General features: G+C 53.3%; 18 protein-coding genes. 6 read left to right on the top strand and 12 right to left on the bottom strand.

What is annotated here, in order from left to right:
- Positions 1-30: 30 nt before the first annotated feature.
- Positions 31-1620 carry an MFS transporter gene (locus tag ACETPC_RS14260; RefSeq protein WP_380182327.1) on the bottom strand — a complete coding sequence of 530 codons (1590 nt, stop codon included), beginning with the start codon at positions 1618-1620 and terminating at the stop codon, positions 31-33.
- 311 nt (positions 1621-1931) lie between these two features.
- Between ACETPC_RS14260 and adhP the strand changes: the two genes are divergently transcribed.
- Both adhP and ACETPC_RS14250 read left to right on the top strand, forming a co-directional pair.
- A complete protein-coding gene (gene adhP / locus ACETPC_RS14255; RefSeq protein WP_380182325.1) occupies positions 1932-2951 on the top strand; it encodes an alcohol dehydrogenase AdhP in 1020 nt (339 codons plus the stop codon).
- A 366-nt stretch (positions 2952-3317) separates the two neighbouring features.
- On the top strand, positions 3318-4328 hold the full coding sequence (locus ACETPC_RS14250) for an alpha/beta fold hydrolase (RefSeq protein WP_380182323.1): 1011 nt from the start codon (positions 3318-3320) through the stop codon (positions 4326-4328).
- Between the two features lie 491 nt (positions 4329-4819).
- Here the strand turns inward: ACETPC_RS14250 and ACETPC_RS14245 are convergent, their stop codons facing one another.
- From ACETPC_RS14245 to ACETPC_RS14235, 3 genes are read right to left on the bottom strand one after another with little or no spacing between them, the layout of a single operon-like run.
- The gene (locus tag ACETPC_RS14245) at positions 4820-5131 is read right to left on the bottom strand and encodes a hypothetical protein (RefSeq protein ID WP_380182684.1); all 312 of its coding nucleotides are present in this window, start codon (positions 5129-5131) and stop codon (positions 4820-4822) included.
- A gap of 30 nt (positions 5132-5161) precedes the next feature.
- Positions 5162-6178 carry an ABC transporter substrate-binding protein gene (locus tag ACETPC_RS14240; RefSeq protein WP_380182321.1) on the bottom strand — a complete coding sequence of 339 codons (1017 nt, stop codon included), beginning with the start codon at positions 6176-6178 and terminating at the stop codon, positions 5162-5164.
- Between the two features lie 10 nt (positions 6179-6188).
- Complete coding sequence (locus tag ACETPC_RS14235) at positions 6189-8303, bottom strand: TonB-dependent receptor (RefSeq protein WP_380182319.1); 2115 nt, start codon at positions 8301-8303, stop codon at positions 6189-6191.
- A gap of 762 nt (positions 8304-9065) precedes the next feature.
- Between ACETPC_RS14235 and ACETPC_RS14230 the strand changes: the two genes are divergently transcribed.
- Positions 9066-9575 carry a helix-turn-helix transcriptional regulator gene (locus ACETPC_RS14230; RefSeq protein ID WP_380182317.1) on the top strand — a complete coding sequence of 170 codons (510 nt, stop codon included), beginning with the start codon at positions 9066-9068 and terminating at the stop codon, positions 9573-9575.
- A gap of 39 nt (positions 9576-9614) precedes the next feature.
- Here ACETPC_RS14230 and ACETPC_RS14225 read toward each other — a convergent pair whose 3' ends face one another.
- From ACETPC_RS14225 to tssF, 8 genes are read right to left on the bottom strand one after another with little or no spacing between them, the layout of a single operon-like run.
- Positions 9615-10100, bottom strand: a complete 486-nt coding sequence (locus ACETPC_RS14225; RefSeq protein WP_380182315.1) for a DcrB-related protein — start codon at positions 10098-10100, stop codon at positions 9615-9617.
- Positions 10093-11511: an OmpA family protein gene (locus ACETPC_RS14220; RefSeq protein WP_380182313.1), complete on the bottom strand. Its 1419-nt coding sequence runs from the start codon at positions 11509-11511 to the stop codon at positions 10093-10095. Before ACETPC_RS14220 ends, ACETPC_RS14225 begins: the two co-directional genes overlap by 8 nt.
- Positions 11508-12080 carry a hypothetical protein gene (locus tag ACETPC_RS14215; RefSeq protein WP_380182311.1) on the bottom strand — a complete coding sequence of 191 codons (573 nt, stop codon included), beginning with the start codon at positions 12078-12080 and terminating at the stop codon, positions 11508-11510. Before ACETPC_RS14215 ends, ACETPC_RS14220 begins: the two co-directional genes overlap by 4 nt.
- Positions 12077-13408 carry a GlcNAc-transferase family protein gene (locus ACETPC_RS14210; protein WP_380182309.1) on the bottom strand — a complete coding sequence of 444 codons (1332 nt, stop codon included), beginning with the start codon at positions 13406-13408 and terminating at the stop codon, positions 12077-12079. Before ACETPC_RS14210 ends, ACETPC_RS14215 begins: the two co-directional genes overlap by 4 nt.
- 12 nt (positions 13409-13420) lie before the next feature.
- The gene (locus tag ACETPC_RS14205; RefSeq protein ID WP_380182307.1) at positions 13421-14434 is read right to left on the bottom strand and encodes a fimbrial protein; all 1014 of its coding nucleotides are present in this window, start codon (positions 14432-14434) and stop codon (positions 13421-13423) included.
- 2 nt (positions 14435-14436) lie between these two features.
- Positions 14437-15459, bottom strand: coding sequence for an ImpA family type VI secretion system protein (locus ACETPC_RS14200; protein ID WP_380182306.1), 1023 nt, complete (start codon positions 15457-15459; stop codon positions 14437-14439).
- Positions 15460-15517: 58 nt separating this feature from the next.
- The gene (gene tssG, locus ACETPC_RS14195; protein WP_380182305.1) at positions 15518-16525 is read right to left on the bottom strand and encodes a type VI secretion system baseplate subunit TssG; all 1008 of its coding nucleotides are present in this window, start codon (positions 16523-16525) and stop codon (positions 15518-15520) included.
- On the bottom strand, positions 16525-18402 hold the full coding sequence (gene tssF / locus ACETPC_RS14190) for a type VI secretion system baseplate subunit TssF (protein ID WP_380182303.1): 1878 nt from the start codon (positions 18400-18402) through the stop codon (positions 16525-16527). Before tssF ends, tssG begins: the two co-directional genes overlap by 1 nt.
- Before the next feature lie 381 nt (positions 18403-18783).
- On the opposite strand from tssF, the gene tssH reads away from it, so the two are divergent.
- The 3 genes from tssH to ACETPC_RS14175 all read left to right on the top strand — a co-directional run bounded on the left by tssH (position 18784) and on the right by ACETPC_RS14175 (position 22948).
- Positions 18784-21507 (top strand): type VI secretion system ATPase TssH, encoded by a 2724-nt coding sequence (tssH, locus tag ACETPC_RS14185; RefSeq protein ID WP_380182301.1) that lies wholly within the window; start codon positions 18784-18786, stop codon positions 21505-21507.
- Between the two features lie 65 nt (positions 21508-21572).
- Positions 21573-22121, top strand: coding sequence for a fimbrial protein (locus tag ACETPC_RS14180; RefSeq protein ID WP_380182299.1), 549 nt, complete (start codon positions 21573-21575; stop codon positions 22119-22121).
- Positions 22122-22207: 86 nt separating this feature from the next.
- Positions 22208-22948: a molecular chaperone gene (locus ACETPC_RS14175; protein ID WP_380182297.1), complete on the top strand. Its 741-nt coding sequence runs from the start codon at positions 22208-22210 to the stop codon at positions 22946-22948.

Raw genomic sequence — 22948 nt, 5'->3', positions numbered from 1 at the left:
ATTGCTCTGTCCTCGTGGATCTAATGTTGACTATGAATGCGTTAAGTTGTCGCCAGGGTTATCTGCTGCTTTTTCCTGTGCGGGCAATACGCCAGCCGCAGGTTTATTGCGATTCAGGTAACCGATATTGTTGTTGCCCCAGAGCGATTCGTAAGGCATGCCTGCCAGCATCTCGACGGTAGCGCGGGCCTGAGGCGCGATCTGATCGGGCACGATATTGCCTGCTTTGCGCATTTTCTCTGTTTCCTCACGCAGGGTTTTGTGCGTGGTCAAATTGAGTTTGAAACGCAAAGAGATCATAAAGCCAAGGAAGAGGACGAAGATGGTGCCGCCGCACATGATCATCAGGATCGCGTGGCTGACGCTTTCTGTCTGTTCGGTAGCGCCTGTAACAAAGCCGGAAAGCTGCATCAGAATACCTACCAGCATTACTGCGCCAGCCTGTGAAGCTTTACGGGTCAAAGTCATGATCCCGGCGAAGATGCCTTCGCGACGCTGGCCGGTGATAACTTCATCCACATCCGCAATGTAGGTGTAGATGTTCCACGGCACGTAGTTGATGCCGCCACGGCCCAGACCTGCGATAGCGGAGATCAGCAGCAGCAGAGAGAAGACATCGCTCATGCCGCTGTAATAAAGCACGCCGTAGGAAAGCGTACTGAGCGCAAACAGCGTCACAACGATGCGGTAAGCAGGCGCAGGCCCGATGCGGATACAGAGCGGGATCATGCCGATTACGGCGACAAACTGCAGGATCGCCATGGTGCCCATCAGATTAGAGGCGACGGTGGCCTGCTGCATCAGCACAAAGACCACGTAGTAGGTAAAGACGGCGTTAAATACGTCCTGCGCAATATAACCGCCAAGATACATACCCAAATGCTGGCGGAAAATGCGGATGCGCAGCGTGGAAAGTAGTTCGATTTTCAGGCGGTTGAGGCTTTGCCCCAGCGTCAGTTTTTGCTGCTCGGCAGCCAGCGCGGCAGCAGATTTTTTCTCGGCGGGACGCTCCCAGGTATAGAGATAAACCAGCGTCAGCACGCAGGCGCACAGTACGGAAAAGACCAGGCTGGAGTAGAAAAAGGAAAGGGGATTATCTTTACCGAAGTAGCTCAGCAAAATACCTGGCAGGAAGGCGGCCAGGATAGCGGAAAGCTGAGCCAGCGCGATGCGGGCACCGGAGAACTTGGTTTTCTCTTTAAAGTCATCGGTCATTTCCGGTACCAGAGTTTCGTAAGGTACCAGGATCGAGGTATAGACCACTTCAAAGAACAGATAGGTCAGCAGATAGTAAACGTAGGTCATATCGCTGACCCACATCACGCTGTAGCTGAAAACCAGCGGAATACCGAGAAGAATAAAGAACTTACGGCGGCCAAATCGCTTGCCAAGTCGGGTAGAACCGAAATGGTCGGTCAGGTAGCCCATCAGCGGGCTGACCACGCCGTCCACAATACGGGCCATGGCGAAAATCGAGGTCGCTTCGATGGGAGTAAGGCCGCAGAAGGTAGTGTAAAAATAGAGTAGCCAGGCAGATGTTAATGCCATCGTGCCGGCACCAAGAAAATCTCCTGATCCATAGGCGAGATAATTAAGCGTTCCTGGTTTGCGTATAGTCATAATATTCATCCTGAGTAACCAACATGCACAGCCCGGCTGTATGTCGGGAGATGAGGTACGTTAGAGTTATGACGGGCAGAAAACCTTTGCGATTTTGCCAGCAGACAGCAGGAAGTGGCGAAAGAGGAAAGATAGCGGCGGCCTGCTTCACCAATTTAATAAAATGGCGTTTCAATTTAATTGAATCAGCGATCTCGCCTGCATGTTGCGTAATTTGGGAAGAATCGCAGGATATTTATCCGCGCTAAATCAAAGCAAGGGTCGAAAATATTCATATAGTTAAACCACACCCAGTCAAAGAGGAAAGGACGATGAAAGCTGCCGTGGTTAGTAAGAACCGTACTGTTGAAATTATTGATAAAAAATTGCGCCCGCTGGCGCACGGCGAGGCGCTGCTGAAAATGGAATGCTGCGGCGTTTGCCATACGGATCTCCACGTTAAAAATGGCGATTTCGGCGATCGTACTGGCGTGGTATTAGGCCATGAAGGCGTGGGCGTCGTCAGTGCGGTGGGGCCAGGCGTAACGTCGTTAAAAGTGGGCGATCGGGCCAGCGTGGCCTGGTTCTATAAAGGCTGTGGGCACTGCGAATATTGCACTACAGGCAATGAAACCCTGTGTCGCGATGTGCTGAATGCGGGCTTTACCGCAGACGGCGGCATGGCGGAAGAGTGTATCGTGGTTGCCGACTACGCGGTCAAAGTGCCGGAAGGTCTGGATCCTGCCGCAGCCAGCAGCGTAACCTGCGCGGGCGTCACAACTTACAAAGCGGTAAAAGTCTCTGGCATCCAGCCCGGAAAATGGCTGGCGATTTACGGCCTGGGCGGCCTGGGCAACCTGGCGCTGCAGTACGCGAAAAACGTCTTTAACGCCAAAGTGATCGCCGTCGATGTCAATGATGCCCAGCTGGAGTTCGCAAAGGAGATGGGAGCCGATCTGGTTATCAATCCGGCGAAAGAAGACGCGGCGAAGGTTATTCAGGAAAAAACGGGCGGCGCGCATGCGGCGGTGGTGACCGCTGTCGCTAAGGCAGCGTTCAACTCGGCGGTAGATGCGATGCGCGCTGGCGGTCGCATCGTTGCTGTCGGGCTGCCACCGGAATCCATGAGCCTGAATATCCCACGTCTGGTGCTGGACGGCATTCAGGTGGTGGGCTCGCTGGTGGGAACGCGGGAAGATCTGGCCGAGGCTTTCCAGTTCGCAGCAGAAGGCAAAGTGGTACCAAAAGTGACAAAACGCGCCGTTGAGGAAATCAACGATATTTTCGATGAGATGCTGGAAGGGAAAATCAAAGGCAGGATGGTGATCGACTTTACCCGTAGTGCCGTCTGACGCCGATCTGCCTGTGGACGCGGTTTCCACAGGCAGATCGCCGCAAGCGCCGTTCAGGCGCTCATAAAGAAGCTGGAGCGCTCGGGCGCTTCCGGCTCCAGCCGACAGCAGAGGCTTAACCACAGCAGCGATACCAGCCAGCTGACATTGCTTAACATTCGTCTTTCCTTTTAACACGTGGTAACAAATTAACTTTACTCAGCAATCGGTAATTCGCCACAGCCATAGCTCTTTTTGCTAAGGCATCGGTGGAAAATCGCACGTGGCGGCAATAAAACTGCCCTTTAATCCTCTTTAACCCTCTGGCGATCCACTAAGCTGAAGCGGCTGTCTGACGATTTCTGAATGTTAACGAGGATAATTAACATGTTAAAAACAGCCCGCATTTTCTTATCGGCAGGCGCGCTGCTGACTTTTAGCGCAATTGCGGCCGCTTCAACGCCGCAGTACGGTGCTGAGCTACAGGGATTTAATTTCCCTTACTCCATTGAAAAATTTACTTTCTCATCTCAAAACCAGCCGCTGGCGATGGGGTACATCGACGCGCGGCCGCAGGGCAAAGCCAACGGACGTACGGTAGTGCTGCTGCATGGTAAAAACTTTTGCGGCGTAACCTGGCAGGATACGATCGAAGCACTGCGCCGCGTCGGCTATCGCGTCATCGCGCCGGATCAAATTGGTTTCTGCACCTCGACCAAACCAGCCAGCTACCAGTACAGTTTTCAGCAGCTTGCTTTAAATACCCATCAGCTGCTTGCCAGCCTGCACATTGATAAAATCACGCTGGTTGGTCATTCGACCGGCGGCATGCTGGCCACGCGCTACGCACTGATGTACCCGCAGCAGGTAGAGAAGCTGGCGCTGGTGAACCCCATCGGGCTGGAAGACTGGAAAGCAAAGGGCGTGCCCTGGCGCAGCGTGGATGACTGGTATCAGCGAGAGCTGAAAACCAGCGCGGCAAGCATTAAAAAATATGAGCAGAAAACCTATTACGTAGGCCAGTGGAAACCAGAATACGATCGCTGGGTCGATATGCTGGCAGGCCTCAATAACGGCCCGGGCCATAAGCTGGTAGCCTGGAACTCCGCGCTGCTGTACGACATGATTTTCACCCAGCCGGTTTATTACGAATTCAAAAACCTTGCTGTTCCCACCACGCTGCTGATCGGAACGGCCGATACCACCGCTATCGGCAGTGATATAGCGCCGCCAGACGTAAAAGCGAAAATCGGCCATTATGATCAACTTGGCAAAGCCGTAGCGGCGCTGATCCCGCATGCGACGCTGAAAGAGTTCAAAGGCATGGGCCACGCGCCGCAAATGGAAGATCCGGCGCTGTTTAACCAGACGTTAATTGCTGAACTCAGCCAGCCCTGATGGCTACAGAGCGCAGGCTAAACGCCTGCGCGCCTACAAAACGAAAAATCCTGACCTGCCGCGCGTCCGATTCTGTTCTACACGATAAAAGAATAGCCTTTAAATCCCTAATCAACGTTAAACGGATCTTTGATTAGGCGGATGGATAACTATTAAACGAGAACCTTACTCTTGTTAATTTTAATTAGGATAAGTTAACTTATTAATGATTTTAATTTGCATTAATAATTTCATATTTATCCATCATGTAAAATAAAGAGTAATTATTCATCTGTTAGTTGGATGTTGAGGTTTTTTTTGTATTATCGGGAAGGGAAAACTTCTCTGTAGATAATATGAAAAAATATAGCCTGATAATATGCTGTTTATTGTCGTTATGCGGCTGCATGGGGCATAAACACCCGCATGAGGCAACTGCCAGCGCGAACAGGGCTGCCCAATGTTCCAGCCACAATGACGAAATCGACTGTGACTGGAACGTGCCGGACAAGCTATAACGGCGTTACGGTTGCGACATGATGATGAAAAACATAGGGATCGGAGATCAGGGCAAAGCGCTCGTCTTCCGGCCAGGTGACGGCGACATCGTATTCGTCGCCCGCGAAAGCCTTGACGGCTTTTATATCCTGCCAGTAAGTCGCCAGGAAGAAATGTGCCTGGTCGGCCTGTATTTGCATTTTCACAAAGGCGCCCAAATTACCCGGCGTATTTTGCGCATGCTCCACGCCAGTATTTTGCAAATGCTGCGCAAAACTTTCCGCATATTTTAAAGGAACACAGCCGTGCCAGGTTCTGACAATCATCATTTCTCTCCTTTCAGCAATAATTCGCCTTTATTGCGGCCCTTCTGCCTGTAATATTCGCTGCGCCCACTCGGCAGTCAGCGCGTAATCAAAGAATCGATGATAAAAGTCCTGTGTCGCTTTCACCATATTAATCTGTGGGAAAAGTTCGGGATGCAGTAGCTTTGCCGCCCACTGGATTTGCAGCGCGGCTTCGGTGCCGTAGCGATCCCAGGGGAAAACGCCCGCCGGATTTTGCCAGACCTGATGATTTTTTACCGCCTGCAAACTGGCGAACAGCGTAGCGTAATCTGAATCAGCAAGTTTTCCGGCTCCCGCGCCAATAATGATGATATCCGGCTGCCAGAAAAGCACGTTTTCCGGCGAGGTCTCTTTCATATTGCCGTCAATCTCCGCCGCCGCGTTGCGACCGCCAGCCAGCCTGATCCAGGTATCAATAAGCGTATTGCGCCCGTCAACCTTTAGCGGATGCAGCGACTGGATATGCAACACGCGTGGGCGCTGGCTTTCGCTTAACCCGGCGGTTTTCGCTTTGATAGCGGCGATCTGCCGATCGAGATAAGCGTTATAAGCCTGCGCCCGCTTTTTCGCCTGCGGCGTGCCGACCACTTCCGCCGTAGTCAGCAGCGAACGCTGCATAGAGGGAAAGTCGTCAAAATGCATTACCAGCGTCGGCAGACCCGCCCGGCGGTACGCATCGGCATCGGCATCTTCTGCCGCGACGAATACCGTATCAACCTTTGCTGCCAGTAGCGCTTCGCTGTTAAAGGTGCGGCCATGCACCGCCAGCGCCTGATTCAGCGATGGCTGAATTTTAAACATCCACGGACGATCGGCCGCATGGTTCACCGTTGCCACGATGCGGTCGCCTGCGCCCAGCGTCATCAGCAGCGAATGATGCGCGTACCAGCCGTCGGCAATTCGCCGCGCCTGCTGCGGCACCGTCACCTTATTACCCGCATCATCTACAACGGTACGGCCAAAAGCGGCGGAGCTTGTAAGCAGAGTGAGCGCCGCCAGCAGCGACGCAATCAGGCGTTTCTTCATCAGATCCTCATCAGAAATTCAGCTGCATGGAAACCTGCACCATGCGCGGCTCGCCCAGCTGCGCGCTGGCGTAACCCGCGCCGCTATAGCCGTTCAGGCCGCCCGGCACGATATTCGTCCAGTAGTGGCGATTGGTCAGGTTAGTCATGTCCAGGCGGAAAGTGGTCTCCGTATTAAATAGGTGAGTTTTATAGCTGCTGCCAATATCGAAAGTAGCATAGCTGCCTACCCAGCTATCATTGGCGTTATCCGTACTGCGGCGCCCGACATAGTGCATGCCGCCGTGAATATCCGTGCCGCTCAGGAAAGGCAGATCGTAAGCGGCGAACAGACTGGCCGTGTAACGAGGCAAACCGACAATCTGTTTATCGCTGGTAGCCGCGCTTGCGGTATCTCGCAGGCGCGGATCGAGCCAGGTCATGCCGCCATACAGATGCAGGTTATCGCTCAGATCGCCGTCGGCCATCAGCTCCAGTCCGCGGTTGCGCTGGTTGCCATCTACAGCATAATCACCGCTGGTGGTGGTATAGGCAAAAGGACGGTCGATCTGGAACAGCGCGGCAGTCAACAATAGTTTATTGACCGCCAGCTTGCTGCCTACTTCAACCTGTTTGCTACGGTAAGGCGACAGGATGCTGCCGGCATTATTCGAGCCGGCTGGTGCGGTATCGCCCTGCTGCAGACTATCGGCATAGGTCACATAGAGCGTCAGCGGATCCACAGGCTTGTACATCAGGCTGGCGGAGCCGCTAAAGCCACTGTCATCAGAATGGCTGCTGCGGCTGCCGGTTTTCGCATAGTTAGCCGAGGTCAGGAAGCTTTCGCTGCCGGCCAGCAGCAGGCTCCACTGTGGCGAAAAGGTCAACGTATCGCTCAGCAGCAGCGCCTGTTGGGTGGCGGTAGCCGAATGGTAGCGATGAGTGAAATCCGGGTAGTCCGGCTCGGCGAAAGATTGCGGGTCGTCAAGCGAGGCGCTGCCCAGCGTGCTGGTGCCGCCGTTTAGCGGATTGTAATTTTTCCAGACAAAGCCGCGGATGCCGGTGGAAATTTGATGATGCAGCCAGCCGGTTTCCACCTCGCCATTAAGGTTCGCCATATAGCTATTAATAGTAAAGCGGCTGGCAGTGGACGAGGAAGTGGTAGTTTTGTAACTGCCTGCATGGTCAGTAAAGGTATTGGTCACCGCCGTGGATTCACGATCGGCTATCTGGCGCAGCACGCCCAGTTCACCCTGCCAGTTGCCGTCAAAATCATGCTTCAGATGCAGGCTGGCAGTCAGCGTATGATTGTCGCTACCGGCATAGTATTGACCCAGATGCGCGGTTTTGGGATCGGGCGCAGCCGGGAAAGAAAGGCCGTTGCCCAGCGCGAATTTCCCCGGCAGGCCTTTCTCATAATAGTGGTAATAACTGAAGTTGCTTTCCAGCTCCGTTTTATCGGTCAGCGTGGCATCCAGCGCAAGGCTAAACAGCTGGCGGCGTTTTTTACTGCCGCTGACATAGCCGTCGCCCTCGTCATCAAGGAAATTGGCGCGATAGCGCAGGCGATCGTTAGCGTCCAGCGGACCGCTGAAATCGCCGGAAACCAGATGGCTTAGCCCGGTGCCCGCGCCGACAGTCAGGCTATGCTGCGCGATATCGGTTGGTCGCTTCGCCACAAAGTTAAAAAGCCCGGCAGGGTTCGCCGGGCCATAGAGCGAGCCGCCCAGGCCGTTCAGCACTTCGAGATGATCGAACTGTTCTGCAGCATAATCGGTGGTGGAAACAACATTCAGGCCGTCAATCATTGAGTTTTGTACAACGCTGCCCTGCATACCGCGCGTCTGCGGGCGGGCGCCATCGCCCTGCACTGAAGGCATATAACGGTAGATATCGGTGATGCTTTTCAGCTGCTGGCGCTTCATTAGCGTGGGAGAGACAACCTGTACCGAATAAGGCGTGTTGCGTATTTGCTGCCTGCCCAGGTTGCCCAGCGTGGCCTGCTTTTCAGGCGCTGGCACCTCGCCGTTTTGTGCTGCCGCTTCTACAGTCAGGGTTTTTTCCTGGGCAGCGGCGCTCTGCACCGCCATAAAAATCAGTACGCACAGCGCGCTTTTAGTCGCGCGGGGCGAAGAGAACATAGTCATTTTTTTGTTATGCCTTGCCGAACTGCAGCTTACGCAATCGTCAGCCGCGTGCAGATGAATGTAAAGATCGCGCAAAGGTTAGCATAACGTTATGTCGCATCCTATATAGCGAATGCTGTCGCCGCAAGATTGGAACATGCTGCTGCTTAAGCGCCTTCAGGCAAAGGATAGAGGTAAGTAAAACGTGATTTGCATCACATTATTTTGTCGAGTACGCGAGAATTACAGGCTATTGCCGGTCCGGCGTAGCTAAATTACCTTTATCTTATTTATCTGCAATAAAGGCTGCTGGCGAAATCTCAAATAGAAACGTTATTTTCCCTGCGACCCATAAACAGGGTAAACCAGCAAAAATGAAAGCGGCTGCTATACCATTAGGAATAATCTTGATTTTTAAAATTATAACTTTTTTGGATGACATATTTATCGGGATGGTTAGTATGGACTTCTTAAGTAGAGTGTAAATATTTAGTAATAGATGAATCAGGGTTTTCTGAGAAATAGATTCCATTCTATAAAATGTAAACATTAAGATTTTTTAGGTCGCTAATTAGCCTGTTATTCAGTAATAGGTGTTTAATAAATTAATTGATGGCATAAATTCCCCAGGGAAACCGAATTTTACGGGATCACCATTTACTGCGTAATTTATATTCAGGATGAAATATTATGCTAAAGATAGCCGTTGCCAGTAATAACATCTACTACAGAAAGGGACTGGAATACCTGATCGCAAATACAGGTAATAGTATAAAGAATGGAATGTTTAAAGTGATCGCCGCTGAAGAGGATCCTGCCAGAATGGAAGCAGATATCATTTTCAGGGATATTATCATTACTATTTTCTGCAAAAAAGAGAGCAGCGACCCCTTTCGGGGAAAAAACAAGGCGGATAAACAGGTAACGGCATTACATATTCCTTTTATCTGTCGGGGCGATAATCTGCCGCAAATCACCGGAAAAATAAAGAAAATCCTGATGATAGCCAATATGAACGCCGCCAGCCTTACCAGCCGTGAAGGCTATAAAATCAACGGGCTGAAAGAGTTTATGCAGCTTTCTTCTACCGAAAGCAAAGTTATGCTGATGATTGGTCAGGGTTACGATGCGGAAGCTATTTCCAGAATATTGGGACGTTCAGAAAAAACGGTGCACACGCATTGCCGCAACGCTATCAGAAAAATGGGTATGCTCAACCGGATGGATTTTTATCGCTATGCCTCTTTTATCGCCCGGAGCGAAGGTAAAAAAGGGAATACGCTTTGTCTGTAAAGAATGCGGCCCGATCGGACGGGCCGGATAAGAAAGCATTTAGTTATCGCCAAGCGGGACAGTGACAGGATCAAAACTATTAATAATCTGAACATAGTGCTTGCGCTGAAAATCGTTAAATTCTTTTTGTGAAGCCAGCGTAAAAATCATTAAATTTAATCGACCTGGATTGATAACCGGATGCCAGGGGAGTTCAATCGTTGTCTGTACTTGCCTGACCGTTTCCCGGTTTTCCAGGAAAGAGTTAGCCGTCTGAATGACCTGCAGCTTCGCCGGGCCGATTTCATTTTTCAACATTTTTCCTTCATTTTTATAGCCAGGCAGGCTGTTGGCCATAAACTTCATCTGCGCTTCGCAGAATTCTTCCAGCGTCTGGCCTTCTGTTTTAAAAGCCCGGTTGACCAGAATCGTGTAATCATTCTGTTCCGGATCGTGGAAGCGTAATACATTGATGCTTTGATCGTAATAGGGCACTTCGGTTAAAAAAGTCCCTTCGTACATAATATATTGCTTTTTTTTACTCATGATTTTTACCTGTTTGTACATGTGCTGAGTTCGGCAAAGGGATGATTTCCACTCGCCGGTTTTGCTTTCGCCCTTTTTCGGTTTGATTGCTGGCAACCGGGCTGCTGTCGCCCATTCCGCCAAGAGTAAATCTGTCCGGCGACACCTGTGCGTGGCTTACTAGCCAGTCACGTACTGCTCTGGCTCTGCGTGTGGAAAGCTGCAGATTGTTTTGGGCACTGCCGGTATTGTCTGCATGCCCGACGATCATAAACAGGGTTTGGGCATTATCGCGGATCAGCGGCAGCAGGCTGGCCAGGCTTTGGCTGCTCTCCGGCCTGAGCGTGGCGCTGCCACGGTCGAATAGCGCCACGGATCCAGACGGCATAAATACTGGCGCAGGATCGTAATTCTGCAGCGCCAGCCGCGCCCGCTCGGCCATTTTTCCGCAAGGCGAAGATCCCCAAATTCGGCTGTACCAGGCATCGCGGCAGCGCAGTAACTGTTGATTAAGAAGAGTTATCCTTTGATAAGCCGCCCGTTTCTTCTGGAGCTGCATTTCATCTGTTTGCTGAAATTCGGCCAGCGCATGGCTGGCTGCGTTTATACGGCTGCCCGTCAGCCAGGCGGATGCCACGAGACAAAATGCCAGCAGTAACGCAACCAAAACCGGCAGCCAGGGCAGGGCAAAACCACGGCCGCTGTCAGGGCTAACAAAGAGCGGCGCGCGGCGTTCGCTGACAGCAGGAAGGCCGGGCAGCACAACGGCTGAAGAGAGCCCCGGATAAAGGCGAAACTTGCGGTGCAGCCAGCATGACCAGGCGCCGTGCCGCGTAAAACCTTCGTTGCTATCGGCCAGCAGCACGTCCGACAGCCGTAACGGCGAGGTTGTAAACAGCGAATGCAGCGCTTTTGCTATGCCGGACTCCGCCAGCCATAACCGCAGCGCCTCCGTCATGGCGTGGCGATAGATAACAGGCCGACAGCGCGGCGCAAATGCGGCGATCAATTCTTCCAGCGCTTGTTCCACAGTAGTCTCTCGCCCGCTAAAATTAACTTCTCCCGACCACCAGGCTCCTTCAGCCGCTTTTTCATAGCTCAAACGAGCATAAATCGCCAGCGAGCAGGAAAGAGGTTCTTCCAGACGGAAACGCCGCCGCCACGTCGTCAGCTTCGCCAGCACCTGCTCTTCGCTCTCTTCGCCGTCCGGAAAAAAGGGAAAGAAGGTGCTGACGCGGTCGGTTTTCAGCCGCAGTCGACTGAGGTTTTTGTGAAGATCCTCCGCCTCTGGCGCCACCAGCCAGCGTACATTTTCTTCCTGCCATTCCGTTTGTGCGGTGGAAAACCATGTGGCGGCCCAGGGACCGATGATAAAGATCACGGAAGCGGCGGCGGAAGGCTCGTTTTCCGGCAAAGAGGTTAAGGCGCTCATAAGTCAAAGCTCTTCAGGTAACAGAGGCAAATAAACCAGAGAACCGCCAGCACTCCGGTTAGTGCAACAATCGTTGCCCATAGCGGAAAAGGCACCGGGCGCAGAGAGGCGATCTTTACTTCTGCCACAGGTACTTCTTTTTCCCCGGCTACTTCCGGCAGCGCAGCAAAAGCGTCTGTTTTCTTGCTTACTGAAATAAGCTTGTGCAGTTTGCTGGCGCAGGCATAGAGCCTGCCCGTAGCGATTTCCAGCAGCTGTGCAAGCTCTACGCTTATCTCTTCTCTGGCTTCTTCATAGCCGTAAAAGTGCTGTGTGAGGGAGTAACGCGCCCAGCAAATATTTTCCGTACTAAGGCTTAAAGCGATATGTCTGTCCAGATGGCGGCAGAGCAGATGGCAAAGACGATCGCAGAGCAGTTCGTCTTCCCCTTCGGAAATCAGCAATTTACTGAATAGCTCGATCAGCGTGACCAGCTTTAACTGGAATTCCGGCAGCGAAGGGATGACGCCGTTAAAAGAGAGCAGCGCATCCACGCAAATCAGTCGGTTGAACAGGCTCTCGCTTTTCACCAGACTCTCTCCACGACTTTTCCCCATCCTTCGTTTTCGTCATAGGGGCTAAAACGGATCCGGGTTGGGTTGTGCAGAGGAGAAAAGGCGACCTCCATTTTTACCTTTATCTGCCTGCCGCCATTGACCAGGCTGGCGCTTATTTCCTCGCCGGAGAGCGTTTTTTTATAAATTAAGTCGTTATTGTCGCTGTAGACGCCGATATGCAGAGAATCGATATCGGCCAGCGGCACGGCAACTTCTTCCTGAGCGAGCGTGACCTCTTTCTGCATCCGATTGGTCAGCCGCTCCTGCCAGTTTTCTTGATGAGGCGCAGGAAACCAGGCGATACGTTCCGCCGCTACAACCTCTGGCAGCACCGATTGTCTGGTGAAACTGACGCCCAGCGTAGCTTCGAATTCCGCCAGCGTTCTTTGCTTGCCTAAAGCATATTTATCTTCATCCTGCTGCTCTGGCTGTTCCATACCGAGCAGCGCCCTGACTTTCCTTTTCGAAATGCGGTCTCTCTCATACCAGGCGTGGTCGACCGAACCGGCCTTTTTCGCCTCGTCAGTATGATCGCCCCAAATACGCGTAAACTCTTTCCTGCCGTAAAAGTGCCAGAGTAGCGCCTTATGCGGATGCCAGACGTCATAGCCGTGGGTAAAAGCCCGCGCCGCCATCGCAATCTCTTCGCCTTCGAAAAAGATCTGCGGGTCGTTTGGCACATCCCGGACAAAAGAGCCTTCGGCAAAGATAAAGCCGCCCGCCAGGTAGCTTCCTCGCACCGGCGAATCCTGCTGAAAATCAACGGAGGTAAGCTGTAAGATCTTTTCGCTGGAGAAGCCGCGAAAAACCAGACGAAAAATAGTGTTGGTTTTTTTATCCTCTTTCCCCGGCTCGTAGCCCGGCGGGTAAGAAGAGAGCACGGGCCTGGCGCTTGTTGCTTTTAGCTGGGTCAGCATAGCGATCATTTCGCTGTCCCAGTCAGCTACAAAGCGACAGTGGGAATCAATTTGCAGAAAGTAGTTCTCCTGCTGATAAAGCGTTTCGCAGAGGTGTCTGGCCCAGCAGGCGCCCTGGCTAAGAAAGTAGTGCAGCGCGATAACCTGAATTTCTACGCCAGCGTAGCGCCAGAGCAGGACTTCATGTTCTCCCGCCTCTTTGGTGCCGCAAAGCGTCATGCCAGCCTGCTGAAAGATTTGCAGGTTATTATCGTCCTGCCAGCAGACGGCAACGGCAAGCCGATAGCGTCCGGAAGCTTTGTCGATTAAATCGCATAACGTTGGGATCAGTTCGCTGTCGCGATAGCTGGCGATACTGATAAAAACAGCAGGTTTCATTTCCATATGGCAACCCTGTTACTCGATCTGCAGAATAATTTCCGCCCGCGCCATAAAGGCGCCGTTTTGCGGACGAGCGGCGGCGCTGGCGGCATTAATTAATTTTGCCTTCCAGTTAAATTGCATTGAGGCATTATTCGCCCTGGCCGCGGATTGTTCCGTGGACGAGCCGTCCACTTTGATTAGGTCGCCCGCGCTGTTATAGATCTCAATGCCTAATGCATCAGTATTGTTTGCTGCATCGCTAACTCTGATATAGCTGGCGTCTGCGGAAGGCGTTGGCGTAGTCATACTGGCTGTCGCAGACCAGCTGGCGTAATCCGTTTGGCAGCTAAGGGCGAAATCCAGCGTTCGCTCCACGCCGCCGTCCCGGAGCAACGCGGGCGTAACCGTGCCGAAATCTATGGTTTTGGCGCTGTCCGTGGTACAGGCGGGCGTAGAAGCGATAGTGAAACCGCCGGTCACCAGCTTTAGCGCATAATTTGCCAAATCGGGGCTGTTAACCCAGAGATAAGCCAGTTCGCCAGCGGGTAATACCGGGTTGTTATTTACTTTGCTTAAGGAGAGTTTTTCTGCGGTTTTATAAAACTCCAGACGGAAATGGGCGCCCGCCAAAAATTGTAGTCGGCTGAGTTTATCAGGGTTATTTCCCTCACTGGGGTTAAATAATATGGTTTCCGTAGCGGGAAAATCTTTCAGCAACTTAGTGTTATTAAATAAAATTTTTACGCCCAGGCCTGGGATTTGCGTGGGGTAAATTTTAGTCGCGGTATCCTGAGAGCCAAGGCCAATAACCGCTCTGCCGTAGTTTGTGCCGAACACACAGTTAATATATTCCGTCTGAACGGCCGAAGGCGAATCGTAAACGGCAACAGGAACGGAAGTATCGCTGGCCGCGTCCGCGCTTATCGGGATAGTCTGGCTGGCAATAGTCAGCGTTTGTGGCGGAGAGGACTCAGGGTCGGGAGAGCATGCGTAAGCCGTGCCCGTCAGAAGCAGGCTCGCCAGCAGCACTGTGCTTATCCTTGGCATGGTTAATCCTTATCAATAGCCAGTTTTTCGATAACTTCGGGCGGCAGCATTTTCAACAGCTGGCTATAGCTTTTGCCCACCGTCTGTTCCGCAAAGCGCAGTAGCACTATTGCGGGGCTGCCCGGCTCCATTCTGCTAAACCATAGCCGCAGTTCCTGTAGCTTAAGCAAGGCTTCGGCACGGCCGGTGATTTCCGTTGGCGCTGGCCGGGCTTCGCTTACCGGTTCGCCTGCGGCTTCCTGCTCTGGTTGTGGCGTAGCCGCTGCTTCTGTGAGCGGTTCAGGCTGACGGGCTTCGGGCAAATTATTATCGTCGACAAAAAGCCGAAGAAGACGCGACAGCCGGGCGAAATCGGGCGTCTCTTCGCCCAGCGAGGCTTGTAGCGAGGTGCGCAGTTCCGTCAGGCAGAGCCAGGCTTTTTGCAACGACAGAATGGCCGGATCGCCGCGCGCCTCCCACTCAATCTTTAAAGCGGCTACGGTAGTTTCAGGCAGTGCGCCTTCTTCACGCGGCGTGGCATGCGCTTTTTCAAAATCTTTCACGGCGATATGCAGACCTGCCGCCTTTGGCAGCAGCTGGCTGCGGAAATCGGCCAGCAGCCCGTTGATATCTTCCAGCTCGGCCAGGGCATTGGCGCGCATAACCGGATCGTATTCGCCTTCTTCCGTCAGCTGTGGATAGAGATCCTGCGGAAAAGTCGCCAGTAGCTGCCGTAAAACCAGCAGGCCTTCATTGATTGCCGCCACGCCAATTTGCCTGATACGGCAGCGCATCAGCGCCACCACCAGCCGAATATCGCGGCTTCGCTGCAGCAAAGCCAGGCAGTCGCGTTCAATTTCCGCCCAGTTTACCGGCTCGGCCGCCTCGACAAAGCTGCCGTACTCGGCATCCAGCTTCGGCTGCAATTTGGACAGCAGCATAATAAAGCCAGCGTCGTACTCCAGACTTTCGCCGCAGGGCCGATCGCCGGGAATAGCCTGCAACAAGGCATGATAGTAAGCGTGTTCCGTATTCCTTTCCGCCACGATGTTTTCCTCTGCGCCGCCCGATGCAGGCGCATCTCAGACCGCCGCTGCGCAGCGGCTATGGATGATAAAGTTCCGGTTCGAAGCTCATGCCGTAAACCGGCGTATCGTTGCTTTTCCGTTCCAGCCAGGCGGCATAGCCGAGCTGGTGGCTGCCGTCGAGGGTCGCTTCAGGTACTTCGCTGGCGGCCAGCACCAGCTGGGCATCCCAGGCATACTCGAAGCCCGTAAAATTGCGCACCCATTCCCGCAGTACCGGTAAATCCGTGCCCCAGGGACTGAAACGGGTGTAATTTTCCAGCGTCAAAGGGCCGAGGATCAGCTTGAACTTATGCTGCCTGTCCCTGACCGTATCGCCGAGAATAGCGCCGTCGCCCAGCAGCAGCGCCGAGTCAGGCGCCCCCAGCACGGAGCAATCTTTTGGCTCCAGAAAAATCCACTGATTAACAAACTCTTCCAGTCTCGCCTTGATGCGGAAGTAGTATTCAATAGCGCCTGTCAGTCCTTCCGGATTTCGCGCCTCGCGGATCAGGTGCGCAGAAGAAGCGAGCCGGGCGTGCGTCGGCAAAGGCTTACCGCCCAGCTCTGCCGGATCCATGCCCGCCAGGCTGGCAATATAAAAGGAAAACCTTTCCTGCTCTGGCCTGTCCAGCGAGGCGGTATCCTGAGCGACAAACCAGGCGCGGTAAAACAGCGCCATGGCGCGATGATGAAAAATATCGAGAAAATGGGTCAGCGTAGGGTCGTGGGCTTCCGTCCGTGAGTAAGCCAGCTCTGATAAATGCAGCGGCATCGCGCCCTGTGGCCCCCAAACACCCAGCCCAAACAGCTGTATGCCGATCCGCCCGTTTTGCTCTTCGACAGAAGCGATCTCGCGCGGGGGGAAAGCCATCGTCACCGTCTGGCCCAGTCGGAAGTTTTCCTGGGCGGGCAGGATGGCGGCGCCCGGCAGCGGCATGGCCGGATTTTTAGCGGCAATAGCGCGCATAAGGCTGATAAAACCCGCTTCCCAGGGATGACTGTCGTCAAACCAGGCGTGCAGTGCGTTCGGCAGATAACCCGGCATCAAAGTGCACCTCGCTTGCCGGGACGTGCCTGCCAGCGGGCTATCACACCCCGCTGCATTGAATGCAGTTCCGTTTCGGTGAAGATATTGATAGCGGCGTGGCGGGAAAGATAATTTTCCATCACCAGTCCGAACAGGTAGGGACTGATGCCGGAAAACCCTTCTTCATCCACCGTCAGGATGCAGCGCACGCCCCGACCGTAGATCAGCAGGCCATCGCCGGGAAGGCGGCGGGTAACCGGATAGGTTTTACAACCGATAACGCTGTCTACCTGAGCATTGGCTTCGCTATCGGCGCTGTGTAAAAACAGGCGCAGCATATTGCGTAACGATTCCCCTCCCGGGCCATGATCCATATCGGAAAGCGGCAGATAATTGAAGCTGAGCTGGCGGATCAGGCGCCAGGCCGCCTCACCCAGCGCAAAAGGCTCGCGCGGCGCGCTGGGCTGGCAGATAAAGGTCGCGCCCAGCACGGGCACCGCATCCGACATGGTGAGATCGAAACTGCCGCTTCTTGATATCAGGCGCGGCAGATCCCTGTTGGTCACCATCGCTTCAACCGTCAGATAGCGGATTGGGTCGGCATAAGGCGCTTCCTGCTGATCCACCAGCGAGACAAAGACTTCCGTTCCCAGGTAGGGCGTGCGGGTATCATACTTTCTGCCGCCGTCGCCTTTTACCCGCGCCTCGCGGTTCAGTGAAAAATAGCGGCCAAAATTGCCGTAGTCGCAGTGGCGGGTTTGATAAAGAGGATGAAACACCACTTCCTCGCTTTTTTCCGCCTGCTGGCCCAGCACCTTGTGAACGGAGAAAACCTCATAATCCAGCGGTCGGCTGCGGTCAGGAACAACGTGAAAAGCGTTCAGCGCTCTGTTGACCTCGATCCTGTCCACGACTTTGGGAAAGAGATTGATAACGGGCGTACAAAACAGCAGAAATTTTGAGGCATCTATATGCCCCATCAGCGCCTGCGGCAGCCGATCCAGCAGCACGATGAGCTCGGCCTCGTTGCTGTGGTTATGGGCGAATCCGGCGGCCAGTTGGGTAAGCGTAAAAAAGTAAAAGCGCTGGCGGCAGGCGAAATATTCGTGGATCAGATTATGGCCGTGGAACATATTCCAGGAGAGCGGCAGCAGCGTCTGGTCGGGATCCAGTCCTTCAAAAACCAGCGGCCGCTGGCTGACCACCACATCCTGCGCTTTGCTCTGCCCCGAGCGCACCAGCATGGCTACACTGCTGGTATGCAGCAATTCGAAAATTTGGGAAACAATGCGCTCATCGCCGTCAATATAGAACGGCAGCCGATCGAAACCGCTCAGCTGTGAAAAAAGGGCTTCTCCCTGCAAACGGAGTTTAATGCGCAGCGCGCCTTTAAGCCGGGAATAAGGAATACGATACCTTTCCAGATTAGGGATATCCGGCGGCACGGAGGTCAGGTGCGCGTCCGCAATCTCCACGGGCCAGAGTCTGATATCCTGGCCGTTGCGGAATTCGCAGCGCGAGTTTTCTCCTGGCAAAATACGAGTATAAAAAGCGCTATTTTTTGGCACGAGATAACCGTGGGTTAAATCTCCCTCTTTTGCATTCGGCGTCAGCTGTACCACGCCGATAGAAGGCGTGGGTGAATTATAATTCGGATAAACAATATCCAGAATGCGCTGTGTGAATTTTGGGAACTCGGCGTCCAGTTTTAAATGCGTGCGCGCGGATAAAAAACAAAAAGCTTCAATCAGCCTTTCGACATAGGGATCGGCGGTTTCTATGCCGCGCATGCCCAGCCTTGCGGCAATTTTGGGATGTTTTTCAGCGAACTCGCGCGCCATCTCCTTCATAAAGGTGAGTTCCTGATTGTAGTAATCAAGAAATTTATGATTCACTAAAGGCTCCCATTATTCTGTTATAAGCCGAATCTATAAGCTTGCTTTCCATAATTTAAAGCCAGGAAAAAACTGGTTTGCGAATTTTATGTTGTTGGGATCATCTTGCGGTTTTATATCACGCAAGAAATACAGGCTCAACATAGTTAGCCTTACAAGCGAAAAATATCCCACTTGTAAAAATATTTTTGATGAAAATTCTTTTTTAAAGAATAGATTGGGCGTTTTTATAAGTTATAAATTCAGGAATAGGTTTCGGGCGATATTCTCAATTTAAAAATACAGGGTAGACAAGCCCGAACGTTTTTGTTTTTCTTGCCAGGATGAATCTGGTAATCCGCTTTTTATAACAACTGAGTTGGACACAAGAGGGCATTATTCGTGGCGATTACAAGGCAGAATTTATTTGGCAAACTGGATGAAACATTGTTCAGAAGCATTGAAAGTGCTACCACGCTTTGTAAGCTGCGCGGCAACCCCTATGTCGAACTGGTTCACTGGCTCAACCAACTCTGGCAGCAGGAGCAAACGGATTTCCGGCTGATCCTGCGGCATTTCGAGGTGGATGCCGAGGCGCTGGAAAGAGGCCTTTCCCAGGCGCTGGCCCGGCTGCCGGCTGGCGCCAGCACGATTTCCGACTTTTCATACCATATTGAGCTGGCGATAGAGCGCGCCTGGATCTACGCCAGCCTGGAGTGCTTTGAGAGCCGTATCCGCAGCGGGCATCTGCTGATAGCCATGCTGACCACTATGGAGCTGCGGCGCGCGCTGTTTGCCATCTCTTCCGCTTTTGAACGCATTTCGCTGGAGCATCTGACCGCAGACTTCGGCTATATCACGCAGGCTTCGCCGGAAGTCCACGAGGCGGCCAATGACGGCAGCAGCGCGGCGGGAGCGCTGCCCGGCGAGATAAACGGCGCTATCGACGCCGGGCAAAAAGGCAGTGGGCTGGCGCAGTATGCTACTGACCTGACCGCTTTAGCGCGCGAGGGCAAGATCGATCCGGTAACGGGCCGCGATCGCGAAATCAGTACCATGACCGATATTTTGCTGCGTCGTCGGCAGAATAATCCCTTGCTGACCGGCGAGGCTGGCGTAGGGAAAACCGCGGTGGTGGAGGGCCTCGCCCAGGCGATAGCTGCAGGCAACGTGCCGCCTGCGCTGGCACGGGTGCGGCTGCTGGCGCTGGATGTGGTGGCGCTGGCGGCCGGCGCCAGCATGAAAGGCGAGTTTGAGGCCAGGCTGAAGGCGGTGCTGGATGAAGCTATCGCATCTCCCCAGCCGGTGATCCTTTTTATTGATGAGGTGCATACGCTAATCGGCGCTGGCGGTAATGCAGGTACGGGCGATGCCGCCAATCTGTTAAAGCCTGCGCTGGCTCGCGGTCAGCTACGCACTATCGGCGCGACCACCTGGAGCGAATTCAAACGGCATATAGAAAAAGATCCGGCACTGACGCGGCGTTTTCAGGTATTGCAGGTGGCGGAGCCGGACGAGGCAACGGCCGTTTGCATGCTGCGCGGGCTGCTGCCGGTGCTGGAGAAGCATCACGGCGTCTGGATTATGGATGAGGCTCTACAGGCCGCCGTACGGCTGTCGCATCGCTATATTCCCGCTCGCCAGTTGCCGGACAAGGCAATCAGCCTGCTGGATACAGCCTGCGCGCGTGTAGCCGTGGCGCAGCATACCGCGCCGGTCGCGCTGCAACTGCTTCAGTTCCAGACACAAGCTGCCAGCGCGGAGCTGACGCTAATTGAAAAAGCATGCCGCTTCGGCAAAGCGCCAGACGACAGGTCTGAGCGGCTGCAGCAGGAAATTGCTCGCCAGACGGAAGCCGCGCAGCAGCTTGAGCAGCGCTGGGCGCAGGAAAAAGAGCTGGTCGCCGCCATAGTAGCGGTACGTGCGCAGCTACAGGCGCTACAGGAAGGCGTGCCGGAAGAGGCACCTCAACAAAACGCCCTGCCGGAAGAAGAGCAAGCTCTGCTGCAAAAAGAGCTGGCGGAGCTGGAAACTCGTCTGCAAGCGGCCCGCGACGAGCAGCCGCTGGTGCAGGCGGAAGTCAATGCCGCCGTTATCGGTGCCATTGTGGCTGACTGGACGGGGATCCCGGTTGGCCAGATGTTAAAAGATGATATTCGCGCGGTGCTGGAGTTGCCGCAGCGGTTGGGTGAACGTGTAATTGGCCAGGAGTATGCGTTGCAGCAGGTCAGCGAAAGCATTCAGACCGCGCGCGCCGGGCTGGCCGATCCGCGTAAGCCGGTTGGCGTCTTTATGCTGGTCGGCCCATCCGGCGTAGGGAAAACGGAAACCGCGCTGGCGATTGCCGAACAGCTCTACGGCGGCGAACAGAATCTGATCGCTATCAATATGAGCGAGTATCAGGAGCCACATACCGTCTCTTCGCTGAAAGGATCGCCGCCGGGCTACGTCGGCTATGGCGAAGGCGGCGTGTTGACGGAAGCGGTGCGGCGCAAGCCTTACAGTGTGGTACTGCTGGATGAAATCGAAAAAGCGCATCCTGACGTTCACGAGCTGTTTTTTCAGGTTTTCGATAAGGGCAGCCTTGAAGATGGTGAAGGACGCCAGATCGACTTTAAAAATACGGTGCTGCTGCTGACCAGCAACGTTGGCAGCGAAACCCTCGCCAGCCTGTTTACCGATGCGGATACGGCACCCGACGCGGCCAGCCTCCGGAAAATTTTGCAGCCCGAGCTGCTGAAGGTTTTCCCGGCGGCGTTTCTGGGGCGGCTGGCCGTTGTGCCCTATCTACCGCTACAGCAAGACTCGCTACAGCGCATTGTCCGGCAGCATCTTGGCCGGCTGGCGCAGCGTTTACAGGAGCAGCACGGCGCTTTGCTTGACTACAGCGAAGAGCTGGTCGCGCATATTATCGAGCAGTGCCCGGTCGCGGAAACCGGCGCAAGAATGCTGATTCGTTTTATTGAACAAAATATCGCGCCGGAAGCTGCCAGACAGATATTAGCCAGCGAGCTGCCGCTGAGCAGCAGCGTTCTCTCTGTCACGCTGGAAAATAACAATATAGCTATTCATTTCCGCAAGAAGGAGAAAGCGAAGAAAAAGCCAAAAAAAGAAACAGCAATTTAGGGAGCAAAGGAGTGGCAGGCATTAATGGCCTGACCGTTTGCAATTTTTTTCAGGAGAAATTTTAAATGCATAATTTTAAACTGACTATGTGTGCGTTAGCTTTAGGCCTCTGTTCTTCTCTGGGATACGCAGCCGATGAAAGAACTACCGGAACCGTAGAATTTAATGGTGAACTCATTGATGAAACCTGTGTGATTGATGACAGCGTCCTTGAACCTATCCAGGTACCGTTACCTAAACTCTCAACTAAAACGCTGCTTAAATCGGGCGATGAGGCGGGTTCAACGCATTTTGATATTAAGGTCAGCGGTTGCCCTGCAGAGATCACTAAAGTCGCGGCGCATTTTGAAGCCATCAGCGGCTCGGCATTGGATGCCTCCACCGGCAACTTGATTAACGATGCGGCAGATACTGAAAAAGCCAAAAATGTAGAAGTCCGCCTTTATAACGCTGACCAGAAGCAGTTGATATTAGGCAGTACTGGCGCTTCCTTTGAGGTAGATGGCACTACGCATGAAGCCACGCTGCGCTATTACGGCGGTTATTACGCTACCGGCGCTACTACCTCAGGTAAAGTACATGCTAAAGCGAAATATACATTAAGCTACCCATAAAGCATATATTCGGGCCAGAAGCGGCCAGCATTATCGTGGCCGCTTATTAATTAAGTTTTTTATTTGGTAAATTAAACGGGTGCGCCATGCTGGGTAAATTAGTTATTCCTTTTTTCTTTTTATTCTCTGCTGCCAGCTCGCTTGCCAGTATGACTATTAGCGGCACGCGTATTATTTTCCCCGGCAATGAAAAAGAAGTCACCATCAGAACCAATAATAAAGGCAGCAAACCCGCTTTGGTACAGGTCTGGGTAGACGATGGCGATATCAACGCCGACTTAAATGAAACAGACGTGCCTTTTATAACCACGCCGCCCGTTTTTCGGGTCGAACCCGGCAAAGGGCAAAGCGTCAGGCTAATCTACAACGGCAGCGAGCTGCCGCAGGATCGGGAGTCCATCTTCTGGTTCAATCTGCTGGAAGTGCCGCCCCTGTATAAAGACACGGCTAACGTTGACCGTCTGGAGCTGGCTTTCCGCACGCGCATCAAAATATTTTATCGCCCGAAAACGCTGACCAGCTCTTCTGCCGGGCAGATGGAAAAAATTCAGTGGCAGGTTTTGCCGGGCAATAAAGGCGTTAGCGTAATCAATAACACGCCTTATTACCTCTCTTTTGACCGCGCCGCTTTGCAGAACGGCGGCGGCAGCGGCGAGCTGGATACTGCTATGGTGGCGCCTTTCGGCAGCGCCAGCTTTTTATTGAAAAAAGGAGCGATGGCGGGCGTCACCGGCGCCACTATTCGCCTGATTAACGATTACGGCGCGGCGATTGAAAAGAAGCTTATTTTATCAGCGGATAACAAATTACTGCTGCAAAACAATTGA

This window comes from Pantoea sp. sgz302252 (assembly GCF_042610525.1).
Classification (GTDB): domain Bacteria; phylum Pseudomonadota; class Gammaproteobacteria; order Enterobacterales; family Enterobacteriaceae; genus Erwinia.
Note: the sequence above shows the minus strand (reverse complement) of the source record. Positions and strands in the feature narration are given on the sequence as shown.